This window comes from Duganella sp. AC917 (genome assembly GCF_979258245.1).
On record NZ_OZ409848.1, the window covers coordinates 6,248,783 to 6,271,273 of the forward strand.

A 22,491-nucleotide genomic window follows, 5' to 3' on the forward strand; every position below is an offset into this window, starting at 1 on the left:
CCGCTCCATTGGAGCGGACGCGGCGCCGATCAGCGGTCGGCGCCGCCGCGTCACGAATCAATCATTTTCTTGCGCATAACCACTTCAACCGGCTGATCTTTGTGCTTGCTTAACAAATTTTATAGTTGTACGATGACATACGACTAAAGTGATCTCGTGGAGACCGAGAGATCATCACCAAAACCAAAACATAAGTGATGCCATGAACCTGAGCGAGCCAGTAACTCCGCACGTGGTGGGCCAAACCGTCGGTAAATACCGATGGACCATCTGTGCACTGTTGTTTTTTGCCACCACCGTCAACTACCTGGACCGCCAGGTATTGAGCCTGCTGGCGCCCGACCTGTCCAAGGAATTCGGCTGGACCAATACCGACTACGCCAACATCGCCGCCGCCTTCCAGTTCGTGTACGCGATCTCGATGCTGTTCGCCGGCCGCGTGGTCGACAAGATCGGCACCAAGGCCGCCTACGTGGTGGCGATCGTCATCTGGTCGCTCGGCGCCATCCTGCACGCGTTCTCGGTGCCGATGGGCGAGGGCGTCGCCGTGCTCGGCGCCGCGTTCGGCGTGGTGCTGGTGCCGTCGATTGTCGGCTTCATGATTTCGCGCGCGGTGCTGGCGGTCGGCGAGGCGGGCAACTTCCCGGCCGCGATCAAGGCCACCGCCGAGTACTTCCCCAAGAAGGAACGCTCCTTTGCCACCGGCATTTTCAACTCCGGCGCCAACATCGGCGCGATCCTGGCGCCGATCACGGTGCCGGTCATCGCCGCGCTGTACGGCTGGCAGTCGGCCTTTATCATCATCGGCGCGCTGGGCTTCCTGTGGATGGCCGTGTGGCTTTGGCTGTACGAAAAGCCGGAACAGCAAAAGCGCCTGTCGAAGGCCGAACTGGCCTACATCCGCAGCGACTCGGTGCAGCCGGTCGAGAAAACCGAAGAAGCGTCGGCCGCCGCCGCCAAAAAAGTCTCGTGGTTCCAGCTGCTGAAATACCGTCAGACCTGGGCCTTCGCCTTCGGTAAATTCATGACCGACGGCGTCTGGTGGTTCTTCCTGTTCTGGCTCCCCACCTACCTGTCGGCGCAATACGGCATGAAGGGCGACGCCATCATTGTGCCGCTGGCCGTGTTGTATAGCATGACGATGATCGGTTCGATCGGAGGCGGCTGGTTCCCGAGTTACTTCATGTCGCGCGGTTACGCGCCGTACGACGGCCGCATGAAGGCCATGCTGGTCATCGCCTTCTTCCCGCTGGTGGTGCTGCTGGCCCAACCGCTGGGCGAGATCAGCTTCTGGGTGCCGGTGCTGCTGATCGGCGTGGGCGCCTCGGCGCACCAGGCCTGGTCGGCCAATATCTTCACCACCGTGTCGGACATGTTCCCGCAAAAATCGGTGGCGTCGGTGATCGGCATCGGTGGCATGGCCGGCGGCATCGGCGGCGTCGCGCTGACCAAGCTGGGTGGCTGGGTGTTCGATTACTACAAATCGGTCAACGACATCCGCACCGGCTACATGATCATGTTCGCCATCTGCGCGCTGGCCTACCTGGTGGCGTGGGGCGTGATGAAGGCGCTGGTGCCGCGCCATAAGGAAATCACCGACCTGTAGGCGGGCCGGGTTGGGCGCGGCGTCGGCTTCCCGGCCGGCGCTGCCGCCGGAGGGTTGAACGGCGCGTGCTAATATCGCCGCTTTGGCGCCGCGCCGACCCGACAACCCGATCATGAAAAAAAATGTAGCAACCATACGCGACGTCGCAGCGGCCGCCGGTGTCTCCACGGCCACCGTCTCCAAATTCGTCAACGGCGCGCAGCGCTTTTCGCCGGCGGTCGAGGCGACCATCAAGGACGTCATCGCGCGCCTCGGCTACCGTTCCAATCCGCTGGCGCAATCGATGATCACCGGGCGCACCAAGAGCATCGGCCTGTCGGTGCTGGACGTCGGCAATCCCCACTTCACCAGCATCGTCAAGGGCGCCAACCGGGTCGCGCTGGCGCACGGCTACACCTTGCTGCTGGTCGACACCGAAGAAAATCCCGACCGCGAGCGGCCCTTGCTCGAGGCGCTCAGCCGGCGGGTCGATGGGCTGATCATCTTCTCGCGCATGCTCGAATCGGAAATGGACTGGGTCATGGACCTGGGCAAGCCGCTGGTGTATTTCGGCCGGCCGGCGCGGTTGAATTTACCGTGGGTCGGCAGCGACGACCATCGCGGCGCCGGCATGCTGGTGCGGCACCTGGTCTCGCTGGGGCACAAGCGAATCGCCTACCTGCGCTTCCCGCGCTCGCGCCGCGACGAGGACCGGCTGGACGCGATCCAGGAATGCCTGAAGGGCTACGGGCAGGAATTGACGGTCTACGAAGGCAGCGCGCCGACGTCGGCGGAGGGCGAGCGCCTGTGCTCGGCCATCATGCTGGGCGCCGAGCATCCGGACGCTTTGATCTGCTACAACGACCTGATCGCGCTCGGCTTCATGAAGGCGGCGCAAACCTTGGGCTTCACCCTGCCAACCGACATCTCGGTGGCCGGCTTCGACAACATCCAGTACGGCCAATACACGTCGCCCGCGCTGACCACGGTCGATCTGCAAAGTGAGCGCATGGGCGTGGCGGCGATGGAAAAGCTGATCGCCGCCATCGACGGCAAGCCGCCGTCGGACACCACGATGATCGAACCACAACTGGTGCTGCGCACCTCGATCGCCAAACGCAATTAAGCCGCGTGGCTTCAGGCGATGATGGTGTCGATCCGGGCCGGGGATATCGGCATGCGCACCGCGTCGGGACGCCAGCCGTATAAGACTTCGGTGGCGCCGCCGCAGATGCGGCCCTGGCACGGCCCCATGCCGCAGCGCGTTTGCAGCTTGGCCGAGCGCCATGCGGTGTGCGTACGCAGTTCGCCGTGGCAGACGTCCTCGCAGCGGCAGACGATGGTGTCGTCGCCGGCCAGCGTGGCCAGCTCCGGCCGCAGCGCGAAGGTGCGCGCCAGGCTGGCGGCAAATGTGCGCCAGCGCGCGCGCTGGCCGAAATCGGCGTGCGTCGGCACGATCTGGCCGGTGGCCGACAAGCCGGCGATGCGGCCCTCCACCAGCGCCAGGTCGACCCCGCCCACGCCGGTGCCTTCGCCCGCGCAGTAGATGCCGGGCACCGAGGTTTGCTGCCAGTGGTCCGCTTCGACCACCGTTTGCGCCCCGATGCTGGCGGTCGCGCAGCCGAGCGCCTGCGCCAGTTCCACATTCGGTATCAGGCCGTAGCCGCAGGCCAGGTAGTCGCACTGCAGCGTTTCGAGCTCGCGCCCTTTGCCGCGCTGGACCATCACCGATTGCAGCGTGCCGTCGCCATGCGCCGAGCGCACGTAGCTATCGCGCAGGTACGGCACGTCCTTGAGCTGCGCGGCCAGCCGCAACGCCTGCGTCACCTTGGACGGCGTCGCCAGCAAGCCAAGCGCGAAGCGCGCCATCGCCGGCGTGGCCGCCTGCTCGATGATGGCGATGATGTGCGCACCCTTGAGCTTGAGCGTGGCCGCCACCGCCAGCAGCAGCGGGCCGCTGCCGGCCACCACCACCCGCTTGCCCCGCAGTGGATAGCCGCCCTTGGCCAGCGCCTGCAAGCCGCCGGCGCCGGTCACGCCGGGCAGGGTCCAGCCGGGGAAGGGCAGCAGCCGCTCGCGCGCGCCGGTCGCCAGGATCAGATGGCCGAAGCGCAGCGTGTCCGACCCTGCCGCCGTTTGCACCCGCAATTGGCCCGCTTCCGGCGCATACAGCACCCGCGTTTGCGGCAGGAAGGTGACATCGGGCGCGTCGCGCAGCGCGGTCCACAGTGTTTGCGCGCGCTGATCGGCTTGTTGATCGGGGCCGCCGCGCCAGATCTGGCCGCCGGCCAGCGGATTGTCGTCGACAATGCCGATCTTGCCGCCGCCGGCGCGGGCGGCATGCGCCGCCGCCAGTCCGGCCGGCCCGGCGCCGATCACGAGGACGTCGTAGCGACTCATGCCGCGCGCTCCAGCGCGCCGGTCTGCACGTGCATGCCATCGGCGCACAAGGTCTGGCACGAGAGCTGGTGCGGGCGGCCGTCGATGGTCACCCGGCACTCCTGGCAGACGCCCATGCCGCACAACGGCGCGCGCGCGGCGCCGCCGACCGAGCGCCGCGTGACGATGCTGCCGGCCATGGCGATGGCGGCGGCCACGCTGACGCCGGGCGCCACGCTGATGGCGCGGGCATCGATGCTGACGGTGATGCTATCGCCCGTGTCGCCGTTGGTGCGGTTGTTGGCAAAAGTGTGGGCGGCGAATTCAAACATGGAAGCGGCGGGGCAGGTAGGGATTGGTGGGAATGCGCGTGCTCTCGCCTTGCATCTGGCCGGCCAGCAGCTGCGCCGTCGCCAGCGAGGTGGTGATGCCGAGGCCTTCGTGGCCGGTGGCGAGCCACAGGCCGCGCCGCGCCGGGTGCGGTCCGATCAGCGGCAGGCCGTCGGGCGTGGCGGCGCGCAGGCCGGTCCAGCAACGCAGCACGTTGAGCTGCGCCAGCGCTGGCGTGAAGCTGGTGGCGTGCCTGAGCATCCGCTGCAGCATGCCCGGCTCCACCGCCGGATCGGTGGTGTCGAACTGGCGCGAGGAACCGATCAATATTTGTCCGGTGGGGCGCGGCTGCAGATTGAAGGCGACCGAATCGCCGCTGGCGGCATGGGCGCTTTTGATATACCCGAGCTCCACCAGCTGATGCCGGACGAAGCCGGGGTAGCGGTCGGTGATGGCGATGTGTCCTTTCTTGGGCTGCACGGGCAGCTCCGGCAGCAGCGCCGACGAGCGCGAGCCGGCGGCCAGCACGATGTGCTGCGCCTGATGGTGCGTGCCGTCGGCCAGCAGCACGCCGTTGTCCTCGATGGCGGTGACGGCTGCGCGCTTGGTGACGGCGCCGCGCCGCATCGCGCGGTCGAGCAGGATGCGCGCGCTCTTGGGTGGGTAGACCAGGCCATCGCCCTTGACCAGCAGGCCGCCGGCCAGCCCGGCGCGCAGCTGCGGCTCGCGCGCGTACAGCGCCGCCGGCGACAGCAGTTCGCAGGTGATGCCGTAGGCCGACAGCGTTTGCGCCTTGACGCGCGCGGCGTCCATTTCCTCTTCATCGGCGGCGACCCAGATGGTGCCGCAGCCGCTGTACTCGTGGCGCTGCGGGCGCTCGCCCACCAGATCGTTCCACAATGAGACCGAATACGCCGACAGCGCCAGTTCGGCCGCGTTGTCGTCCATGACCACCAGGTGGCCCATGCCGGCGGCAGTGGCGCCGCCGCCGGCGATGTCCTGCTCGATGACCGCCACCCGCAGTCCGCGCTCGCTGAGCGCGTCCGCACAGGCCGCGCCGACGATGCCGGCGCCGACGACGATCACGTCGGTGTTGGTCACCGGATGCCCCACACGAAGGGATCGGTCGGATCGAGGATCAGCGACGCCTGGGCGTTGACCCATGCCTTGCCGCGGATGCTGGGGATCAGCTGCTCGCCGCGATAGCGGTAGGACGCCTCGAACACGCTGCCGATGACGCTTTCCTGCTTCCACAGCGCGCCTTCGGCCAGCTTGCCGTCGGCCGCCAGGCAAGCCAGCTTGGCGCTGGTGCCGGTGCCGCACGGCGAGCGGTCGTAGGCTTTGCCGGGACACAGCACGAAGCTCTGGCTGTCGGCGCCGGTGCGCGATGGCGCGAACAGCTCGATATGGTCGATCAGCGCGCCGCCGTCGCCGGTGACGCCGTCGTGCTCCAGCGCGGCGCCGATGGCGGCGCTGTAGGTGGTCAAGGCCTCGACGTTGGCGACGTTCAGTTCCAGTCCGTGGCCGGCGACAAGGAAGAACCAGTTGCCGCCGTAGGCGACGTCGCCGGTGACCAGGCCGTATCCCGGCACGTCCACGCTCACCTGCGCGCGGCTGCGGTAGGAGGCGACATTGTCGACCGTGACGCTGCCATCCTGGTGCAGCTCCGCCTCGACCACGCCCACAGGCGTATCAATGCGGTGGCGGCCCGGCCCGATGCGGCCCATGAAGGCCAGCGAGGCCACCAGGCCGATGGTGCCGTGGCCGCACATGCCCAGGTAGCCGACGTTGTTGAAGAAGATGACGCCGGCCGCGCAATCGGCGGCGTGCGGCTCGCACAACAGCGCGCCGACCAATACGTCCGAGCCGCGTGGCTCGCAGACGACGGCGGAGCGGAAGGTGTCGTGTTCGCGTTTGAGCAGCGCCAGGCGTTCGTCCAGCGGGCCGTTGCCCAGGTCCGGGCCGCCCCCGGTGACCAGCCGGGTAGGCTCGCCGCCGGTATGGGAGTCGATGATGGTGATGGTTTTCATGCTCAAATATTAGGCTTCCGCAGCCGGGCTGTCTTGCATCGCCTACGCATGTTAAATGACGAAATCTGCACAATCGTTAAAAAACAGCAGACTGCCGGCCGCAGCGCTGGCACAATCGCAGCCATGGACAATTCATCCCTCCCCGACGACCCCGCACGCCAAGCGCTGGGCGCAGGCATAGCCGATCCCTTCTTCGCCGAGGCACTGTTCGACGCGCTGCCGGACGTGGTTTTCTTTGTCAAGGACGTGCAGGGGAGGTATGTGGTGGTCAATCAGACGCTGGTGCAGCGGTGCGGTCGTCGGCACAAATCGGCGCTGATCGGACGCACCCCGGCCGAAGTCTTCGCCCATCCTTTCGGCCAGTCCTACGTCGCGCAGGACATGGCGGTGCTCTCCGGGGGCAACGACATCGAGGACCAGCTGGAGCTGCATTTGTATCCCAGCCGCGATCCCGGCTGGTGCCTGACGCGCAAGACGGCGCTGCGCGATGGCGACGGCCGCATCGTCGGCCTGACCGGCATCTCGCGCGACCTGGCGATGGCGGACAAGAAAAATCCCGCCTACCGCAAAGTGGCGGCGGCGGTGAACCTGATACAGGAGCAGTATGGCCAGCCGCTGCACCTGGCGGAACTGGCGCGTACGGCCAACATGTCGGTGGCGCAGATCGAGCGTTATTTCCTGCGTATTTTCCAGCTGACGCCGAGGCAGATGATCATCCAGACCCGCGTTGAAGCGGCGTCGCGCATGCTTGGCGGCGGCGCCAGCGTGGCCGAAATCGCCCAGGCTTGCGGCTACGGCGATCATTCCGCCTTCACGCGCCAGTTCAAGGCCACCACCGGTGTCACACCGAGCCAGTACCGCCAACTGGCGGGCAAAGCGCCCGCCCAACCCGCCGGCCAGCCGGCCCGGCAGCCCGGGGCGGCGGCGCTCAGGTGACTATCGCGGCGCCAGCGATTGCAACCCGGTTGCGCGCCCTGCTGTTGGTCATGTGGGCGTGCGTTTAGCGACCGGCCAAGCTTTCCAGCTGTGTGATCCAGTCATCGAAACGTGCGCAATGCAGTCGGATCGCAGCCAATCCCGCCAGTTCCACAATCTCGGGACCGTGCAGTTTCCTGTCGTAGTTGCTAAACAGCGCCTTCATGCGATGCGACGGACTAGTCTCGACGCGGTCGTAGACCTGTTCCGCCGAGCCCGCACGCTGAACGGCTTCCCGCATCGGGGCGAGCGCTTGCGGGGCCTGCATCCATTCCACTGTTTGCTCGGGCACGGCGAACAGCAGCGCCTCAAATTCATAGTGTTGAACATATGGGATCAGGCGTGGCCGATGCGCGGTTGCCGCCAAGGCGCCGATATCCACTTCCAGTTCGGCGACGGTGCGTGCCTGGCGCCCTTTGAATCCGTAGAAGTCATACAGCGTGCTGACGCGATCGAACCCTTTCCCGCTCCGTCGCGCCCTCCGTGCTGATGCCGAGACGGATCATTCAGGGGTTCCTCCCAAGGCATTCATCTCCCAGACATCGCCAAGCTTGTATTGCTCCAGCCAATGCGCAACCTCTTCTTCGTGCAAACGTCGGAAATGAGAGGCGTTTTCGACCTGGTCCACCACCACCATGTCCTGCCAATCGAACTGGTTGGCCAGTGTGACGGACTGTGTCGATGCGATGATCAGAGTATCCTTGCTGGCCGAGCGCATCATCGCAGCCAGCAATTGCATGGCGAACGGATGAAGCCCCAGTTCCGGCTCGTCGAGCAGGATCATTGTCGGAAGCGTCGGTTGCAGCAGCAGGGTCGTCATGCAAATGAACCTGAGCGTGCCATCCGATAGCATGTTCGCGTCGAAATAGTCGTCGCTGCCCTTATGCTTCCAACGCAGTCGTATCAGGTCGTTCGCCTCCGGCTCGAAGATGAAGTCGTGGAAAAAAGGGCCACGCGCTGGAATGCGGCGGCGCGAACCCGGTACGCGGTTTCAGCCGGTTTTGACCAGCTGCTCGCCGACGTAGACGCGGTAGTGGCGTATGCGGCCGGTCACGCCGTCGGCGCCCTGGCGCGGCGTGTAGCGAAGGCCGGCCACGGTGTCCGACTGTCCCAGGTCGAGGATGATGCGGTGCGGATGGACCGGATGCGGCGCCTTGCCGCTGTAGGCGCTATGCCAGAAGTCCGTGGCCTGGCCGTTGATCGCGTTAAGCGCCGAGCCGTCCTCCTTGCTGCGTTCCTCGCTGCTGACGTAGGCGATGGTCCAGTTGGACTGGTTCAGCGTCTTGCCGTCCGCGCCAAGCAGCGCCAGTTCGGCGATGGCGGCGAACTGCTTGCCGTCGAAGGCGTCGAGCGACTCCAGGCACACCTGGCGGCCGCTAACCGCTTGCGCGAACTTGACATCCTGGGTCGCGGCGCCGTTCTGGAACTCGCCTTCGTGCGCCGGTTTTACGCCGTCGAGCGCCGGCTTGTCCTTGTTCGGCGGCCGGGCCAGATCGAGTTCAGGACGCAGCTTGTCGAGGATGGGCGCCTTCAAGCCGGCGATGCGCGCGCTTTGCGGGCCGGTCAGGTCCAGCACCACCACCTCGTTTTGGCCGCGCTTGATCCATGGGCCGGGCAGGTACATGGTCTGCGTCGGCCCGATGTTCCAGTAGCGTCCCAGGCAGCGGCCGTTGACCCACACCACGCCCTGGCCCCAGCTCGACATGTCGAGGAAGGTGTCGCCGGTTTGCGGCGCGTCGAAGCTGCCGCGCCAGAAGGCGGGACCCTGGGCGCGGCCGGTTTTCCACCTCAGCGGCGGCAGCACGCCGTCGGCGTCGAAGTCGATGGCGCGGATTTCCCAGTTTTCCAGCGGCTGTCCGGCGAAACGCACCGGCCCGTGCATGCCCTTGCGGTCGTGGATCTCGACGCCGAAGTTGACGCGGGCGATGGTGTAGAGCAGGATCTCCAGGGTCACCGGGCGGCTGCGCGCCGGCAGGTCGACCTTGAAGCGGCGGTAGCGCGTGTCCATGGTGCCGACCTGTTTGCCGTCGACGTACACCCAGGCCAGGTCGCGCACCTTGGCCGCTTCCAGCGTGCCGGCCGGACCGGCCGGCAGCGTGACTTTGTACGACACCAGTCCCCGGCTGATGTCGTACTGCTCGATCGGCTGCGGCGAGACGGCCTTGATAGCGTCCACCGGCAGCGCCGAGGCCACCGTCGCCGACTGCTTAAACGTGAACGGCGCGATGGCGATCAGCGGGTTTTGCTGCGGTGGCGGCGGCAGCGTTTCGCCGGCCATCAGGTAGGGCTTCATGCCGTCGCGGTAGGCGTGGAATTTCTCGCCGGTCCATCCGGCTTCGCTGATCGGCGCGTCGTAGTCGTAGCTGGTGGTGTCCGGACGGAACGGGCGGTCGCAGCCGCCCCACAGGCCGAAAGTGGTGCCGCCGTGCGCCATGTACAGGCTGAAGGAGCCGTTCGCCTTGAGCATGGTCTGGATGTCGGCCACCGCGCCGGCGGCCGAGCCGCGGCGGTGCGGCGCGCCCCAGGTGTCGAACCAGCCGGAGTAGTATTCGCCGCACATGCGCGGCCCTTTCTGCACCTGGTCGAGCACCTTGAAGCCGGCCGCCGGATCGCTGCCGAAGTTCGCCACCGAGAACAGCTCTTTCAGATGGGTCTTGGCGACGGCGTTGGTCGGATTGCACTGGAATAGCGGCACGTCGAAACCGGCGTCCAGCAATCCCTGGCGCATCTCGCGCATGTAGTCGAGGTCTTCGCCGAAGAAGCCGTATTCGTTCTCCACCTGCACCATCAGGATCGGGCCGCCCTTGGTGATCTGCTGCGGGCCGAGCGCGCGGCCGACTTCCTTCATCCAGCGCTTGGCCGGCGTCATATAGTTGGCGTCGCGCGTGCGCAGGAAGCTGTCGCCGGGTTTTTTCAGCAGCCACCATGGCAGGCCGCCCATCTCCCACTCGGCACAGGCATAGGGACCGGGACGCAGGATCACCCACAGGCCCTCGGCCTGGGCCAGGCGGCAGAATTCGGCCGCGTCGCGCTGGCCGGCCCAGTCGTATTTACCTTCGCGCCATTCGTGGTAGTTCCAGAACAGGTAGGCGCACACGGTGTTCAGGCCCATGGCCTTGATGGCTTTCAGGCGGTGCGTCCAGTATTCGCGCGGCACGCGGGCGAAGTGCATTTCGCCGCAGCGGATCTGCAGGCGCTGGCCGTCGAGGAGGAAGTCGCTGTCGCCGATGGCGAAGCGCGCGGAGGCGGCGGCGTGGACCTGGGCCGCCATCGGCAGCAGCAGGCCGCCCATGGCGGCGCTGGCGCCGCGCAGCACGCCGCGTCGTGAAATCTTGTATGTGGTCATATGATCAGTAGTTGACTGGGTAGTCTTTGGGGAAACGGGCGCCGGCGAAGGCCTTCTTCTGGGTCCAGTCCTGTGGCGCCGAGGTCCAGTAGCTGTCGCTCTCCGGCAGGCCCAGTGGCAGCAGGCTGGCCGAGGCGATATACATGCTGCCGTTGTTGGAGTACCAGTCGCCCAGCTCCGGCTGGTGGCCGACGAAGCCGATGGTCAGGTAGCCGTCCTTGGTGAAGTTGCCGGGCGCGGTCCACACTGCCTTGTGCACCGCCTGCAGCGCGGCGCGGATCTGGCCCTCGGGCAGGCTGGCCGGCAGCTGCTTGCGCAACGCCAGCAGCGCCAGCGGCTGGAAGGCCGCCGTGCGGTAGGTCAGCGAGCGGCCGATCGGCGGGAAGCTGCCGTCGGTGGAGATGAAGCGCTCGAGGTGCTCGCTGTAGCGCTGCATGCGCTTGACCGCCTGCGCGCGCAGCTCCTCCGGCTTGCCGTTCCAGAACGCGCCTTTTTTCTGATCGAGCACGTCGAGGATCTCCACCAGCATCGGGTGCATGACGAAGGCATTGTAGTAATCGAAGTGGAAGGCGTCGCCGTCCTTGATCCAGCCGTCGCCGACATACCATTCGTTGATCTTGCGGATCGCGACGTTCATGCGCAGCGGATCGAACTCCTCGCCGATCGACATCAGCCAGGCTTCGTTCATGGCCGCGAACAGCATCCAGTTGATGTACGGTGGCTCGATGCGGCGCAGCGACTTGATCTCGGCAATGATGCGCTGTTTGGTTTTGGCGTCGAGCGGCTCCCACAGCGCTTTCGGCGCCCGGATCAGGGCATTGGTGAAGTAGGCCGAATCGACCAGCGTCTGTCCCGGGCCTTTCCACAGAAGGTAATCGGGATTGGCCGGGTCGACCGAGTTGGTGTAGCTTTGCAGCGCCAGTTGATGCAGGCGTTTGCGGGTTCGGCCCTCGGGCGTTCCGTCGTCGGCCAACGCCAGCCACGGCGCGACGCCGGCGATCAGCCGGCCGAAGCACTCGAGGTAGGCCACGCCCTTGTTGCGGCCATCCCACGTGGGGCTCACTTCCAGCGCGAAGTTTTTCTTCAGCGTGCCGGCCGCCATATTGGTCAGCACCGGTTCGGTCATTTTTTGCGCCAGCGCGGCCAGTTGCGCGCGCGCGGTCTTGCCGTCGGCACCGGCCGTCGAGGCGGGTGCCTCCGCTGCAGGCGTCACAGCCAGCGCGCCATTCGCGACGGTGGCGGCGGCCGAACCGGCCATCACGGCCTGTATAAAATTGCGTCGTTCCATCGTGTCTCCGTTCTTATTTTTTCAGCAGCCGCACCATTTCGGAGGACGCCAGCAGATACGCGCCAACGCCGAACGGCGTGGTTGAATTCTGATCGACCACCTGGCCTGGAATGGCGCGGTCGCCGATCGGCTGCACGTAGCCAATCCGGCCATCCGGCTGCAGCGCCGTCTTGCTCAGGAAGTTCCAGCCCTTGCGTACCGTCGGCAGGTACTCGTCGCGATCGAGCACGCCATTATTGATGCCCCACAGGTAGCCGTAGACGAAGAACGCGGTGCCGCTGGTTTCCGGTCCCGGCGCGTGCGCGGGGTCGAGCAGGCTGCGGGTCCAGTAGCCATCGTCCGATTGCGCCTTCTTCAGCGCCTGCGCCATGCCCTTGAACTTGGCCACGTAGTCGGCGCGGTGCGCGTCGTCCTTCGGCAGGTCGGCCAGCACCTTGGCCAGGCCGGCGAACACCCAGCCGTCGCCGCGCGACCAGAAGTCCTTCTTGCCGTTGACGCTCTGGTGCTTCGGATAGACGTAGCGCGCGTCGCGGTAGTAGAGCCGCTCTTCGCTGTCGTACATGATGCTGTTCGAATAGTCGAAATACTCGTGCAGCTTGTCGAGGTATTTGCGCTCGCCGGTGACCTTATGCAGCTTGGTCATCACCGGCATCACCATGTACAAGCCGTCCGACCACCACCAGTAGTCCTTCTGCGCGGTGCTCATCTGGTATTCCATCACCTCGCGCGCGCGGGCGATCTTGCGCGGATCCTTGACCTTGTCCAGCTCATACAGATCGACGTAGGTCTGGAAGCAAATCTGCCAGTCGCCGAACAGCACATGCTCGTCGGTTTCGCCGTACTGGTACTTCCATTTGGTTTTGTCGGTGGACTTCGCGCCCTGCCATTGGTTGTGGATGGCCCAATCCTCGGAATACTGGCGGTAGCGCGGATTGCCGGTGATCTTGTAGGCCTCGATATTGCCGGTATGGTAGGCGGCGATATCCCAGAACGCCCACTTCTGCGGCGTTTCGCGCTGCTGCCAGTAGTCGTTGACCTTGTTGATAATCGCGACAACCTCCTGTTCGGAGGTGTCGACCGCCGGCGGCACGGTAGTGCAGCCGGCCAAACCCAGCGCGATCGCGCCGGTTGCGAAGAGTCGTTTCATCATAGGTTGGTGATGGTCCCTTAGAGTTTTCCGCGGATGCCGAATTTGATGGTGCGGCCATCATACTTCGCATAGTCCATCCGTGTCTTCTTGCCGCTGCCGTATTGGCCACTCGCGTCCTCGAAGTAATCGAAGGCCAGCGTGTTGCTCAGGTTAAGCGCGTCGATGCGGAACTCCAGCTTCTCGTTGATCTTGTAGCTGATGTTGGCGTCGAGGTAGCCCCGGCCTGCGCGCCAGCGTATCAAATCGTCGCCCAGGTTGCGCGGATTGTCGCCGTTGAGCGACTTGCCCTTGTAGTTATAGGACATGCGCATCGCGATCGGACCGTTCTCGAAATACAGCGTGGTGCTGTAGGCGTACTTCGGCACCGAATTGACTTCGATCTCCTTGCCTGCGTTGGTGACCCACTTGGCGCTGTTGAACGGATCGATGTGCGTGTAGCTGGCCAGTGCGCCCATGCCGTTGAACGGCGCAGGCAGGAAGCTGAACGCCTGCTGGTAAGCCAGCTCGTAGCCTTTCAAGGTCTGGCGGCCGGCGTTGGTGTAGCTGCGCAGCGTCATCGCTAGATTCGGATCGACACGGCCGCTGGCGTCCTGGAACAACGGGCCGAGCGCGGTGTCGGGCAGGCCCAGGGAGCCGAAGGTGACGATCTGCGTATTGGCGACGGTGGCATCGGTCAGCTCCTTCTTGAAGTACGCCGCCGACAGCAGGCTGCCTGGCGAGAAGTACCATTCCAGGCTGGTGTCCAGATTCTTCGACTGCTGCGGGCGCAGGTTGGGATTGCCCGAGGTGGCGGTGTTGTCGAACTGGTTGGGGATCACCGTCTGCGCCGCGATAACGGACAGCGAAGCGCGCGTGATGGTTTTGCCCCATGAGGCGCGCCACATCAGGTTTTCGGTCAGGTCGAAGGCGCCGCTGACGGCCGGCAGCACGTTGCTGTACGAGCCTTGTTCATGGTTTGGCGAGTAGACCAGGCTTGCACCCTGCTGCTTGAAGTTGTCGATCTTGGTGTCGGTGCCGGAGAAGCGCACACCGGCGTTGATGCGCAATTCGTGGTCGGCGACTTTGCCCTTGAAGTCCGACTGCACGAACGCGGTCTTGACGTCTTCCTGCGCGGTGAAGCTTTGCGAAGGCGTGAACGCCGATTGCGGATTGTAGGTGTTCGGATCGAACTGCGAGTAGAAGTAGTTGCTGTCCCAGGTGCTCCACGAATGCGGCCAGCCGGCGCCGAAGTCCAGGTTATCGATCGGCAGGTTGCTGGTCATGCCGTTGCGCATGCCGGCGGCGCCGATGCTGTTCAACTTTGCCGTCGCCAGCGAGGTGCCGTTACGCTTGTTGACGCCCTTGGTGGTGGAGACGAACGTCAGGCCTGCCTTCAGGTGGCCGGTCCATTCGCCGGGCAGGTCGTAGTCCCAGTCGGCCACAACGCGCGCCTGCTTGCCCTTGTCGGTTTCCTTGGTCCAGCCGGTGCTGACGGCGAACCCGCTCCAGTTGTTCGGATCCGTGTAGCTGGTCGGCGACGAGATCGACGGGTAGACATGGTCGCTGCCGTAGTCGATGGTCGATTGCGCGCCGTAGATAAAGCCGGACAATTGGCCGGTGGCGCTGGTGGCGCTGCTCTGGTTCAAACTGGCCTGGCCGGTCAGGGTCAATTTGTCGCTGACCTTCCAGCTGCCGTTCAAGGCGCCGTAACCGAATTCGGTTTCGTCCTTGGTGTAGCCGGCGCCGGCGTTGTAGGTGGTGTTGGCGAAGGTGCCGGTCAGCAGATTGGTGGCCGGGTCGATTTTCACGTCAACGGGAATCAGGCCGTTGTTGCCGTTGGCGCCAGCGGGCAGCGTGCGGTTGCTGGTTTTGGTGCTGCGCACCAGGATGCCGAACAGCGTTTCCTCGCGGGTGTTCTCCAGCTTTGAGTACATCGTGTCGAAACTCAGGTTGAGCGTTGGCGTTTTCCACTGCAGCGACGACACCAGACCGTCGCGCGTGCGCTCGTTTTGCGAGCCGTAGAAGCGGTAGATGCGCGGCAGCAGGGCCTTGTCGATCTGGTCCCGGGTATAGCCGGACAGGTTGGCGCGTGGATCGTCATAATCCAGGCTGAGTGCGAAATTGCCTTTCACCGGATTCTGGCTGCCGTTGAAGGAGCTGTTGTAGCCACCCGTCGCTTCGAAGCCGGAGCGGGTGTTGACGCTGCCCGAGTGCGAGGCGCCGATCAGGAAGCCCAGTTTGTCCCAGGTGTTCGAGTACAGCACGAAGCCGTTCGGGTCGTGGTGCTTGGAGGCGGTGTTGTAGGTGTCGGTCAGGCCGTAGCGAATGGTGCGTTTCGGATTGTCGAACGGGCGCGGGGTCTGCAAATCGACCACGCCACCGAGGCCGCCCTCGGTCAACTCGGCCAGTGGCGATTTGTAGAAGTCGACGCGGCCGAACAGTTCGGACGCGAACACGTCGTAGTTGAAGCCGCGCGCCGCGCTGCCGATGGTCGATGTCGACGTGGTGTTGACCGGCGCGCCGTTCAGCGTGGTGACCGAATAGTCGGTCGGCAGGCCGCGGATCGAGATGCGCTGGCCTTCGCCGGACGACTCGTCGCGGTTCAGGATCACGCCCGGCACGCGCTGCAGCGATTCGGCGACGTTCGCCTCGGGGAATTTGCCGATGTCCTCGGCGACGATGGAATCGCGTACGCCGATGGCCTGGGCTTTAAGATTGAGCGCCTTCTGAAGGCTGGAGCGGAAACCGGTGACGACCACGGTTTCGACCTTGTCTTGTGCTGCCGGAGCAGGGGCAGGGGTGGGGGCGGCGGCCGTCGGTGCGGCCACGGCGGGTTCGCCGCTGGCGGTTGCGGGAGTCTCCTGTGCCAGCACCCCCGGGGTGTACATGGCGGCCAGCGCCAGCGCCACCATCGTCTCCAATGTCTTCTTTTTCATTTTTATCCTCAGTGTTTGATTTCTGGGTTGCCTAAGCCGTCTCCTGCCTGGCAGAGTCAAGACTAGTCATTTAGCAAACAGTGAGCAACCTGCGGACCCGGTTTCATCGACCGCAAGTTAAACGGTTTCCGCAGGGGAAGAATATGGCGGTTTCCCTCTCAGCAGGCCGGTCGGGCGGAAGCGGGTGACTTGCAAGCATGAGCAGGGAATTGTCATAAAAGTCATAAACAATCACCAAGATGATTATTTCCGTGTGGTGCTATTCCCACTTCGTATAGGCGGACGCAATTTTTCTATACGACTTGTGGCAAAAAACTGACGCTTCGGCAACTCTTCAGAAGCGCTCGGACGTTATTCCCGGAAACCCGCGTTAAATTTCGGTCGCCGGTTTGGTGATTTTCACACTTGCCACCCCGTTGCGATCCAGACAAAATTATCGGCCTGTAATCACAGGAACAACCCCATGAAACTGCGTTCATTTCGTCCCGCGTCGCCGGTGCTTGCCGTCGCATTCGCTTTCTCCTTCACTTGCGCCGCGCAGGCCGCGCCCCTCGTCACGCTCGACCGCAGCGGCGCCTGGGTATCGGTGCAAGCCTACGGTCCGAACATCGTCCACGTCTCCATCGCGGCCGACAAGGACGAGGCGCTCAAGGCGCCGGGCTACGGGATCATCGCCGAGCACGCGGACGCCAGCGCCTTCAAGCACACGGCCGGCGCCGACGGCGATACCTTCGCCTCGTCCGCGCTGACCTTGCACGTCAACGCCGCCCCGGCGCCGCGCGTGCCGAGCACCGGCGAGAAGTACTTCGCGCCCCAACTGGCGCCGGTCGGGCTGCAGGTCAAAAACGCCAGGGGCGAGACCATCCTCAGTATGAATAGCTGGGAGATGTCGCCGCAGACCGTCAACACCGAAAAGACTTACCAGGTAGGCGCCGCCTTCGCCGCGCCGGCCGACGAGCATTACTACGGCATGGGCCAGAACCAGGAATCGACCGGCGCGCTGGACCTGCGCGGCCGCACCATCGATTGCGCCCACTGGTACGACGCGCCGGCCGGCGAGACCGTGTGCGTGCCGTTCATGGTCAGTTCCAAGTCCTATGGCATCGTGTGGGACAACCCGTCGGCCACGCGCTTTGTCGCCGGCATCAACGGCCGCACGGTGTTCCAGTCCAAGGTGGGGGAACGCGTCAGCTTCTTCGTCATCACGGGCGACAAGCCGGAGGAGCTGTATTCGGGCTATGCGCGACTGACCGGCAAAACGCCGATTCCACCCAAGGCGGCCTTTGGCCTGATCCAGTCCAAGGCGCGCTACGACAGTCAGGACCTGATGCTGAAGGTAGCCAAGACCTACCGCGAGAAAAAGTATCCGCTCGACGTGATGGTGCTGGACTGGTTCTACTGGACCCGCATGGGCCAGATGGACATCAACCCGGCCGAGTTCCCCGACCCGGACGGTATGAACAAGCAGCTGCACGACATGGGCATGCAGTCGATCATCTCGATCTGGCCGCGCTACGAAACGTCGGGACGCTACTTCAACGAGCTCGATGCCAAGGGCTACCTGCTCAAGGACAAGGACGGCAAGACCGTCGATGGCCTGCCGTTCCGCTCCGACCGCACCGGTGGCTTGATCGACCCGACCAATCCGGCCGCGCGCGCGTGGTTCTGGCAAAAGGCGCGCGACAATATCCTCGCGCGCGGCTTCGACTATCCATGGCTCGACGAGACCGAGCCAGACCTGGTGCCGGACGGTTTCTTCTACTCGATCGGATCGGGCGACCGTTACCACAACCTGTTCCCGCTGCTGCACGTCGAAGGCGTGGCGCAGGGCATGCGCGCCTGGAAGCCGAACAAGCGTGTGCTGATCCTGTCGCGCGCCGCGTATCTCGGTTCGCAGCGCACCGGTGCGCTGTTCTGGTCATCGGATATACATCCAAGCTGGGAAGCGCTGGCGCGCCAGGTGCCGACCGGCTTGAACATGACCGCTTCCGGCATCGCCTACTGGGGCAACGACATCGGCGGCTGGCAGGGACTGCCGCAGGTCACCACCGCGACCAAGGCGCCGTTACTCGATCCATCCGACGCGCGCGACGTAATCGGCCAGTATCACGATTATCCGGAGCTGTTCACACGCTGGTTCCAGTACGGGACCTTCCTGCCGACGTTGCGCGTGCACGGCGACCGCAAGGGCAATGAATTGTGGTCGTTCGGCCGCGCCGCCGAGACCATCCTGGCTGACTACGACCGCCTGCGTTACCGTCTGATCCCGTATCTGTACTCGAGCGCCAAGACTACCTGGGACACCGGCGCGCCGTTCATGCGTCCGTTGTGGATGGACTTCGCTGGCGATCCGAACGTCGCCAATATCGGCACCGAATACATGTTCGGCCCCGCCTTCCTGGTGGCGCCCGTGACCGAGCAGGGACAGACGCAGAAGGATGTTTATCTGCCGGCGGGCGCCGATTGGTACGACTACTGGACCAACCAGAAATTCAGCGGCGGCCAGTGGGTCAAGGTGGCCGCGCCGATCGAGCGCATTCCGGTGTTCGTCAAGGCGGGATCGATCGTTCCGGTCGGGGCGGACATCCAGTCGACGGCGACCAAACAGGCGATCGCCGCCATCCATGTCTATCCTGGCAGGGACGGGGAGTTCAACCTGTATGACGACGATGGCGCCAGCTACGACTACGAGAAGGGCAAGGGCGCGACCACCACCAAATTGCGCTGGAACGACGCCACGCAAAGCTTGAGCGGCGGTGACAAGGCGCTGGCCAAGCTGGTCAAGGTGATCGGGAAGTAAATCCGGCGCATGGCGGATTAGGCTGCGCTAATCCGCCCCACGTGTTTCAGAGGATCGCTATCGTCCTGGTCGTTCTCGTCGACCTTGGCCGATAGCGCCCGCAATTCCTCTTCCGTCGATTCGCCGTTCAGCACCCGGTGCATGCGGTCGCGGTCCAGCGCGCCCACCCACTGGGCGATCGCCATCGTTCCCACGGCGTTGCCGATGGTGTTGGTGATGGCGCGCGCCTCGGACATGAAGCGGTCCACGCCGAGCAGCAGCACCATGCCGGCGACCGGAATGTTCCCGAGCGAGGCGAGCGTCGCCGCCAGCGTGATGAAACCGGAGCCGGTCACGCCTGCCGAACCCTTGGACGTCAGCATCAGCACCCCAAGGACCACCAGTTGATCGGTCAAGGTCAGCGGCGTGTTGGTCGCCTGGGCGATGAAGATGGCGGCCATCGTGTAGTAGATGCATTGGCCGTCCGGATTGAAGGTCACGCCGGACGGAATCACCAGGCCGACCACAGGTTTGGACACGCCCACGTGTTCCAGCTTGCGCATCAACTGCGGCACCACCGATTCCGATGAACTGGTGCCCAGGACGGTGAACAGCTCCTCCTTGATATAGCGCAGGAATTTCCACAGGCTGAAGCCCGACAACCGCGCGACCACGCCCAGCACCCCGAACACGAACACCACGCAGGTCAGGTACATGCTGCCCATCAGCTGGCCCAGCGAGACCAGCGAACCGAGTCCGTACTTGCCGACCGTGAAAGCGATGGCGCCGAACGCCGCCAGCGGGGCGACCCGCATGATCATCGTGACCATGATGAACATGCTGTTGCAGAAGGCGTCGAGGAAGTCGACCACCGGCTTCGCGCGGCGGCCCATGTGCGACAGCGCGATGCCGAACATGGTTGCGAACACCAGGATTTGCAGGATGTCGTTCTTGGCCAGCGCGTCGATGACGCTGGAGGGGATCATGTGCAGCAGGAAGTCGGTGAAGCCGCCGGTTTTGCTGGCCGCCGCCGTGTAGCTGGCGATGCTGCTGGTGTCGAGTGTCCTGACGTCGATGTTCATTCCGGCGCCGGGTTTGACGACGTTGACCACGACAAGGCCGAGCAGCAGCGCGAAGGTGGACATCACTTCGAAGTAGATCAGGGCGCGCACGCCGACGCGGCCCAGTTCCTTCATGCTCTCCATCTTGGCGATGCCGAGTACCACCATCGCGAAGATGACCGGCGCGAACACCATTTTGATCAGGCGGATGAAGGCGTCGCCGAGCGGTTTGAAGTCGGTGCCTAACTGCGGATGGAAAAAGCCCAGCAAGCCGCCGGCGATCACGCCGATCAGCACCTGGACGTACAGCTTTCCAAAGAAACGCTTATACATGGTGAAGTCTCCTGTTGTATGTGCTGCGTCGGGCGCATCCCGCCTGGGCTCTGCCGGCCGGTCGGGACGCTGACTGGGGGAGGACCTAGGCGGCGCGGCGCTCCCCGGCGCCGAGGATGGCGCACACGGCGTCGGTCACCTGCGCGGTGGTGGCGGTGCCGCCCAGATCGCGCGTGTGCAGCGCGGGATTGGCGGTGACGGCTTCCACCGCCCGCATCACGCGGTCGGCCGCGTCATGCTCGCCCAGCTGCGCCAGCAGCATCACCACCGACCAGAAGGTACCGACCGGATTGGCCAGGCCCTTGCCCATGATGTCAAAGGCGGAGCCGTGGATCGGCTCGAACATCGACGGATAGCGGCGTTCCGGATCGATGTTCCCGGTCGGTGCGATACCGAGGCTGCCGGCCAGCGCCGCCGCCAGGTCGCTCAGGATGTCGGCGTGCAGATTGGTGGCGACGATGGTGTCGAGGGTGGCGGGGCGGTTGACCATGCGCGCGGTGGCCGCGTCCACCAGTTCCTTGTCCCATGTGACGTCCGGGAAGTCGCGCGACACTTCCAGCGCGATCTCGTCCCACATCACCATCGCGTGGCGCTGGGCGTTACTCTTGGTGATGACCGTCAGCAGCTTGCGCGGACGCGATTGCGCCAGCTTGAAGGCGTAGCGCAGGATGCGTTCGACGCCGACGCGGGTCATCATCGAGACATCGGTGGCCGCCTCGATCGGGTGGCCCTGGTGTACGCGGCCGCCGACACCAGAGTATTCGCCTTCCGAGTTTTCACGCACGATCACCCAGTTCAGATCCTCCTGTTTGCAGCGTTTAAGCGGGCCGTCGATGCCGGGCAGGATGCGGGTGGGGCGCACGTTGGCATACTGGTCGAAGCCCTGGCAGATTTTCAGGCGCAGGCCCCACAGGGTGATGTGATCCGGGATGTCCGGGTCGCCGGCGGAGCCGAACAGGATGGCGTCCTTGCCGCGCAGGGCGTCGAGACCATCGGCGGGCATCATCACGCCGTGCTTGCGGTAGTAATCGCCGCCCCAGTCGAAGCCTTCGAATTCGAAACGGAAGGCGCTGCCGTTGGCGGCGAGGGCGGCCAGTACCTGCTGGCCGGCCGGTACGACTTCCTTGCCGATGCCGTCTCCGGGAATGGTGGCGATGTGGTAGGTCTTCATGCATGGTCTCCTGTTGAAATGGCGGGGTGGAGGCCACTGTAACGGGCGGACGGCGCCACATTAGCGGGCTAAACTCAAACCATTGTTAACCTCAAACTCCACAATCGATCATGAGCAGCGGATTTCAGCCGGCCGAGTTGGGCTTCATCGTTTCGCTGGCCAGCGCCGGCAGCCTGAGCGCCGCCGCGCGCGAACTGGGCATCACCACGTCGGCGGTCAGCAAGCGGCTCGCCATCATCGAGGCGCGCGTCGGCGTGCCGCTGGTGAACCGCACCACGCGGCGCATGAGCATGACGCCGGAGGGCGAGGTGCTGCTCGAGCATGCGCGGCGCATCCTGGGCGAGATCGCCGATCTTGATCAACTGCTGACGTCATCGCAGGGAGTGCCGAAAGGGCAGTTGCGGGTCAACGCCACGCTGGGTTTCGGGCGGCTGCACATCGCGCCGGCGATTTCACGCTACGTGCTGCGTTATCCGGAGGTGGACGTGCAGTTGCAGCTGTCGGTCGATCCGCCGGCGCTGGCCGACGACCAGTTCGACGTGTGCATCCGTTTCGGCGCGCCGTCCGACGCGCGCGTGATCGCCAAACGGCTGGCGCCGAACCGGCGCCTGTTGTGCGCCGCGCCGAAGTATCTGGCGCTGCACGGCGAGCCCAAGTCGGCGGCCGAACTGCGACGCCACAACTGCATCTGCATCCGCCAGGGCGACGAGGCTTACGGGGTGTGGCGTTTGTTCGCCGGCCGCGAATCGGCACGCGAGCCGGAGCGGGACGCACAGTCGGTCAAAGTGCGCGGCAATCTGACCACCAACGATGGCGAGATCGCCGTCAACTGGGCGCTGGACGGCCACGGCATCCTGATGCGCGCCGAGTGGGACGTCGAGCGCTATCTGGAATCGGGACGGCTGGTGCGGGTGCTGCCGGGTTTGCGCACGCCGGACGCCGACATCTACGCCGTGTATCCACAGCGGCACCAGTTGTCGGCGCGGATACGGACCTTCGTCGATTTCCTGAGCGAGACGTTTGAGCGAAAGTTTTGATAAATCGCAAGAACCAGTAACAGGGAGATCAGACAATAGCGTTTCCACGAGGCCAGCACGTCGCTACAACTGTCATCGCAACAGGGAGACCACGATGTTCGTCAGTGCAGGC

Annotated in this window: 16 protein-coding genes and 1 pseudogene; 5 read left to right on the forward strand and 12 right to left on the reverse strand. The window is 64.7% G+C overall.

The annotated features are described in order from the left end of the window. Nucleotides 1–202 precede the first annotated feature (202 nt). Together ACZ0BA_RS27290 and ACZ0BA_RS27295 are read left to right on the forward strand one after the other, a co-directional pair. A complete protein-coding gene (locus ACZ0BA_RS27290) occupies nucleotides 203–1,606 on the forward strand; it encodes an MFS transporter (RefSeq protein ID WP_463454265.1) in 1,404 nt (467 codons plus the stop codon). A 112-nt stretch (nucleotides 1,607–1,718) separates the two neighbouring features. Then, on the forward strand, nucleotides 1,719–2,711 hold the full coding sequence (locus ACZ0BA_RS27295; protein WP_463454266.1) for a LacI family DNA-binding transcriptional regulator: 993 nt from the start codon (nucleotides 1,719–1,721) through the stop codon (nucleotides 2,709–2,711). A gap of 11 nt (nucleotides 2,712–2,722) precedes the next feature. Here ACZ0BA_RS27295 and ACZ0BA_RS27300 read toward each other — a convergent pair whose 3' ends face one another. The 4 genes from ACZ0BA_RS27300 to ACZ0BA_RS27315 are packed head-to-tail and all read right to left on the reverse strand — an operon-like array spanning nucleotide 2,723 to nucleotide 6,324. Continuing rightward, nucleotides 2,723–3,985 (reverse strand): FAD-dependent oxidoreductase, encoded by a 1,263-nt coding sequence (locus ACZ0BA_RS27300; protein ID WP_463454267.1) that lies wholly within the window; start codon nucleotides 3,983–3,985, stop codon nucleotides 2,723–2,725. After that, nucleotides 3,982–4,296: a (2Fe-2S)-binding protein gene (locus tag ACZ0BA_RS27305; RefSeq protein WP_463454268.1), complete on the reverse strand. Its 315-nt coding sequence runs from the start codon at nucleotides 4,294–4,296 to the stop codon at nucleotides 3,982–3,984. The genes ACZ0BA_RS27300 and ACZ0BA_RS27305 overlap by 4 nt, the downstream gene beginning before the upstream one ends. Next, nucleotides 4,289–5,395, reverse strand: a complete 1,107-nt coding sequence (locus ACZ0BA_RS27310; protein ID WP_463454269.1) for an NAD(P)/FAD-dependent oxidoreductase — start codon at nucleotides 5,393–5,395, stop codon at nucleotides 4,289–4,291. The genes ACZ0BA_RS27305 and ACZ0BA_RS27310 overlap by 8 nt, the downstream gene beginning before the upstream one ends. Next, the gene (locus ACZ0BA_RS27315; RefSeq protein WP_463454270.1) at nucleotides 5,392–6,324 is read right to left on the reverse strand and encodes a 4-hydroxyproline epimerase; all 933 of its coding nucleotides are present in this window, start codon (nucleotides 6,322–6,324) and stop codon (nucleotides 5,392–5,394) included. The genes ACZ0BA_RS27310 and ACZ0BA_RS27315 overlap by 4 nt, the downstream gene beginning before the upstream one ends. Before the next feature lie 123 nt (nucleotides 6,325–6,447). Here ACZ0BA_RS27315 and ACZ0BA_RS27320 point away from each other — a divergent pair, with 123 nt between their 5' ends. Continuing rightward, a complete protein-coding gene (locus tag ACZ0BA_RS27320) occupies nucleotides 6,448–7,260 on the forward strand; it encodes an AraC family transcriptional regulator (protein ID WP_463454271.1) in 813 nt (270 codons plus the stop codon). Between the two features lie 64 nt (nucleotides 7,261–7,324). Here the strand turns inward: ACZ0BA_RS27320 and ACZ0BA_RS27325 are convergent. The 6 genes and pseudogenes from ACZ0BA_RS27325 to ACZ0BA_RS27350 all read right to left on the reverse strand — a co-directional run. Beyond that, nucleotides 7,325–7,747, reverse strand: a pseudogene (locus tag ACZ0BA_RS27325) (DUF4276 family protein); the annotation flags it as partial. A 54-nt stretch (nucleotides 7,748–7,801) separates the two neighbouring features. Beyond that, on the reverse strand, nucleotides 7,802–8,263 hold the full coding sequence (locus tag ACZ0BA_RS27330) for an AAA family ATPase (protein WP_463454840.1): 462 nt from the start codon (nucleotides 8,261–8,263) through the stop codon (nucleotides 7,802–7,804). Between the two features lie 27 nt (nucleotides 8,264–8,290). Further along, a complete protein-coding gene (locus ACZ0BA_RS27335; RefSeq protein WP_463454272.1) occupies nucleotides 8,291–10,645 on the reverse strand; it encodes a beta-galactosidase in 2,355 nt (784 codons plus the stop codon). Between the two features lie 4 nt (nucleotides 10,646–10,649). Then, the gene (locus tag ACZ0BA_RS27340; protein ID WP_463454273.1) at nucleotides 10,650–11,933 is read right to left on the reverse strand and encodes a DUF2264 domain-containing protein; all 1,284 of its coding nucleotides are present in this window, start codon (nucleotides 11,931–11,933) and stop codon (nucleotides 10,650–10,652) included. A 13-nt stretch (nucleotides 11,934–11,946) separates the two neighbouring features. After that, a complete protein-coding gene (locus tag ACZ0BA_RS27345; RefSeq protein WP_463454274.1) occupies nucleotides 11,947–13,083 on the reverse strand; it encodes a glycoside hydrolase family 88/105 protein in 1,137 nt (378 codons plus the stop codon). A gap of 17 nt (nucleotides 13,084–13,100) precedes the next feature. After that, nucleotides 13,101–15,998 (reverse strand): TonB-dependent receptor, encoded by a 2,898-nt coding sequence (locus tag ACZ0BA_RS27350; protein WP_463454275.1) that lies wholly within the window; start codon nucleotides 15,996–15,998, stop codon nucleotides 13,101–13,103. A gap of 463 nt (nucleotides 15,999–16,461) precedes the next feature. On the opposite strand from ACZ0BA_RS27350, the gene ACZ0BA_RS27355 reads away from it, so the two are divergent. After that, nucleotides 16,462–18,798 (forward strand): glycoside hydrolase family 31 protein, encoded by a 2,337-nt coding sequence (locus ACZ0BA_RS27355; RefSeq protein ID WP_463454276.1) that lies wholly within the window; start codon nucleotides 16,462–16,464, stop codon nucleotides 18,796–18,798. A gap of 17 nt (nucleotides 18,799–18,815) precedes the next feature. Here ACZ0BA_RS27355 and ACZ0BA_RS27360 read toward each other — a convergent pair whose 3' ends face one another. Both ACZ0BA_RS27360 and ACZ0BA_RS27365 read right to left on the reverse strand, forming a co-directional pair. Further along, on the reverse strand, nucleotides 18,816–20,171 hold the full coding sequence (locus ACZ0BA_RS27360) for a dicarboxylate/amino acid:cation symporter (protein WP_463454277.1): 1,356 nt from the start codon (nucleotides 20,169–20,171) through the stop codon (nucleotides 18,816–18,818). An 85-nt stretch (nucleotides 20,172–20,256) separates the two neighbouring features. Then, the gene (locus tag ACZ0BA_RS27365; RefSeq protein WP_463454278.1) at nucleotides 20,257–21,342 is read right to left on the reverse strand and encodes a tartrate dehydrogenase; all 1,086 of its coding nucleotides are present in this window, start codon (nucleotides 21,340–21,342) and stop codon (nucleotides 20,257–20,259) included. 110 nt (nucleotides 21,343–21,452) lie between these two features. Here ACZ0BA_RS27365 and ACZ0BA_RS27370 point away from each other — a divergent pair, with 110 nt between their 5' ends. Continuing rightward, nucleotides 21,453–22,379 (forward strand): LysR substrate-binding domain-containing protein, encoded by a 927-nt coding sequence (locus ACZ0BA_RS27370; protein ID WP_463454280.1) that lies wholly within the window; start codon nucleotides 21,453–21,455, stop codon nucleotides 22,377–22,379. Nucleotides 22,380–22,491 lie beyond the last annotated feature (112 nt).

Coding starts and splice junctions, on each gene's coding strand:
- ACZ0BA_RS27345 (WP_463454274.1), bottom strand. CDS start 13,083: ATGATGAAACGACTCTTCGCAACCGGCGCGATCGCGCTGGGTTTGGCC.
- ACZ0BA_RS27340 (WP_463454273.1), bottom strand. CDS start 11,933: ATGGAACGACGCAATTTTATACAGGCCGTGATGGCCGGTTCGGCCGCC.
- ACZ0BA_RS27315 (WP_463454270.1), bottom strand. CDS start 6,324: ATGAAAACCATCACCATCATCGACTCCCATACCGGCGGCGAGCCTACC.
- ACZ0BA_RS27335 (WP_463454272.1), bottom strand. CDS start 10,645: ATGACCACATACAAGATTTCACGACGCGGCGTGCTGCGCGGCGCCAGC.
- ACZ0BA_RS27300 (WP_463454267.1), bottom strand. CDS start 3,985: ATGAGTCGCTACGACGTCCTCGTGATCGGCGCCGGGCCGGCCGGACTG.
- ACZ0BA_RS27320 (WP_463454271.1), top strand. CDS start 6,448: ATGGACAATTCATCCCTCCCCGACGACCCCGCACGCCAAGCGCTGGGC.
- ACZ0BA_RS27350 (WP_463454275.1), bottom strand. CDS start 15,998: ATGAAAAAGAAGACATTGGAGACGATGGTGGCGCTGGCGCTGGCCGCC.
- ACZ0BA_RS27305 (WP_463454268.1), bottom strand. CDS start 4,296: ATGTTTGAATTCGCCGCCCACACTTTTGCCAACAACCGCACCAACGGC.
- ACZ0BA_RS27290 (WP_463454265.1), top strand. CDS start 203: ATGAACCTGAGCGAGCCAGTAACTCCGCACGTGGTGGGCCAAACCGTC.
- ACZ0BA_RS27355 (WP_463454276.1), top strand. CDS start 16,462: ATGAAACTGCGTTCATTTCGTCCCGCGTCGCCGGTGCTTGCCGTCGCA.
- ACZ0BA_RS27365 (WP_463454278.1), bottom strand. CDS start 21,342: ATGAAGACCTACCACATCGCCACCATTCCCGGAGACGGCATCGGCAAG.
- ACZ0BA_RS27295 (WP_463454266.1), top strand. CDS start 1,719: ATGAAAAAAAATGTAGCAACCATACGCGACGTCGCAGCGGCCGCCGGT.
- ACZ0BA_RS27370 (WP_463454280.1), top strand. CDS start 21,453: ATGAGCAGCGGATTTCAGCCGGCCGAGTTGGGCTTCATCGTTTCGCTG.
- ACZ0BA_RS27360 (WP_463454277.1), bottom strand. CDS start 20,171: ATGTATAAGCGTTTCTTTGGAAAGCTGTACGTCCAGGTGCTGATCGGC.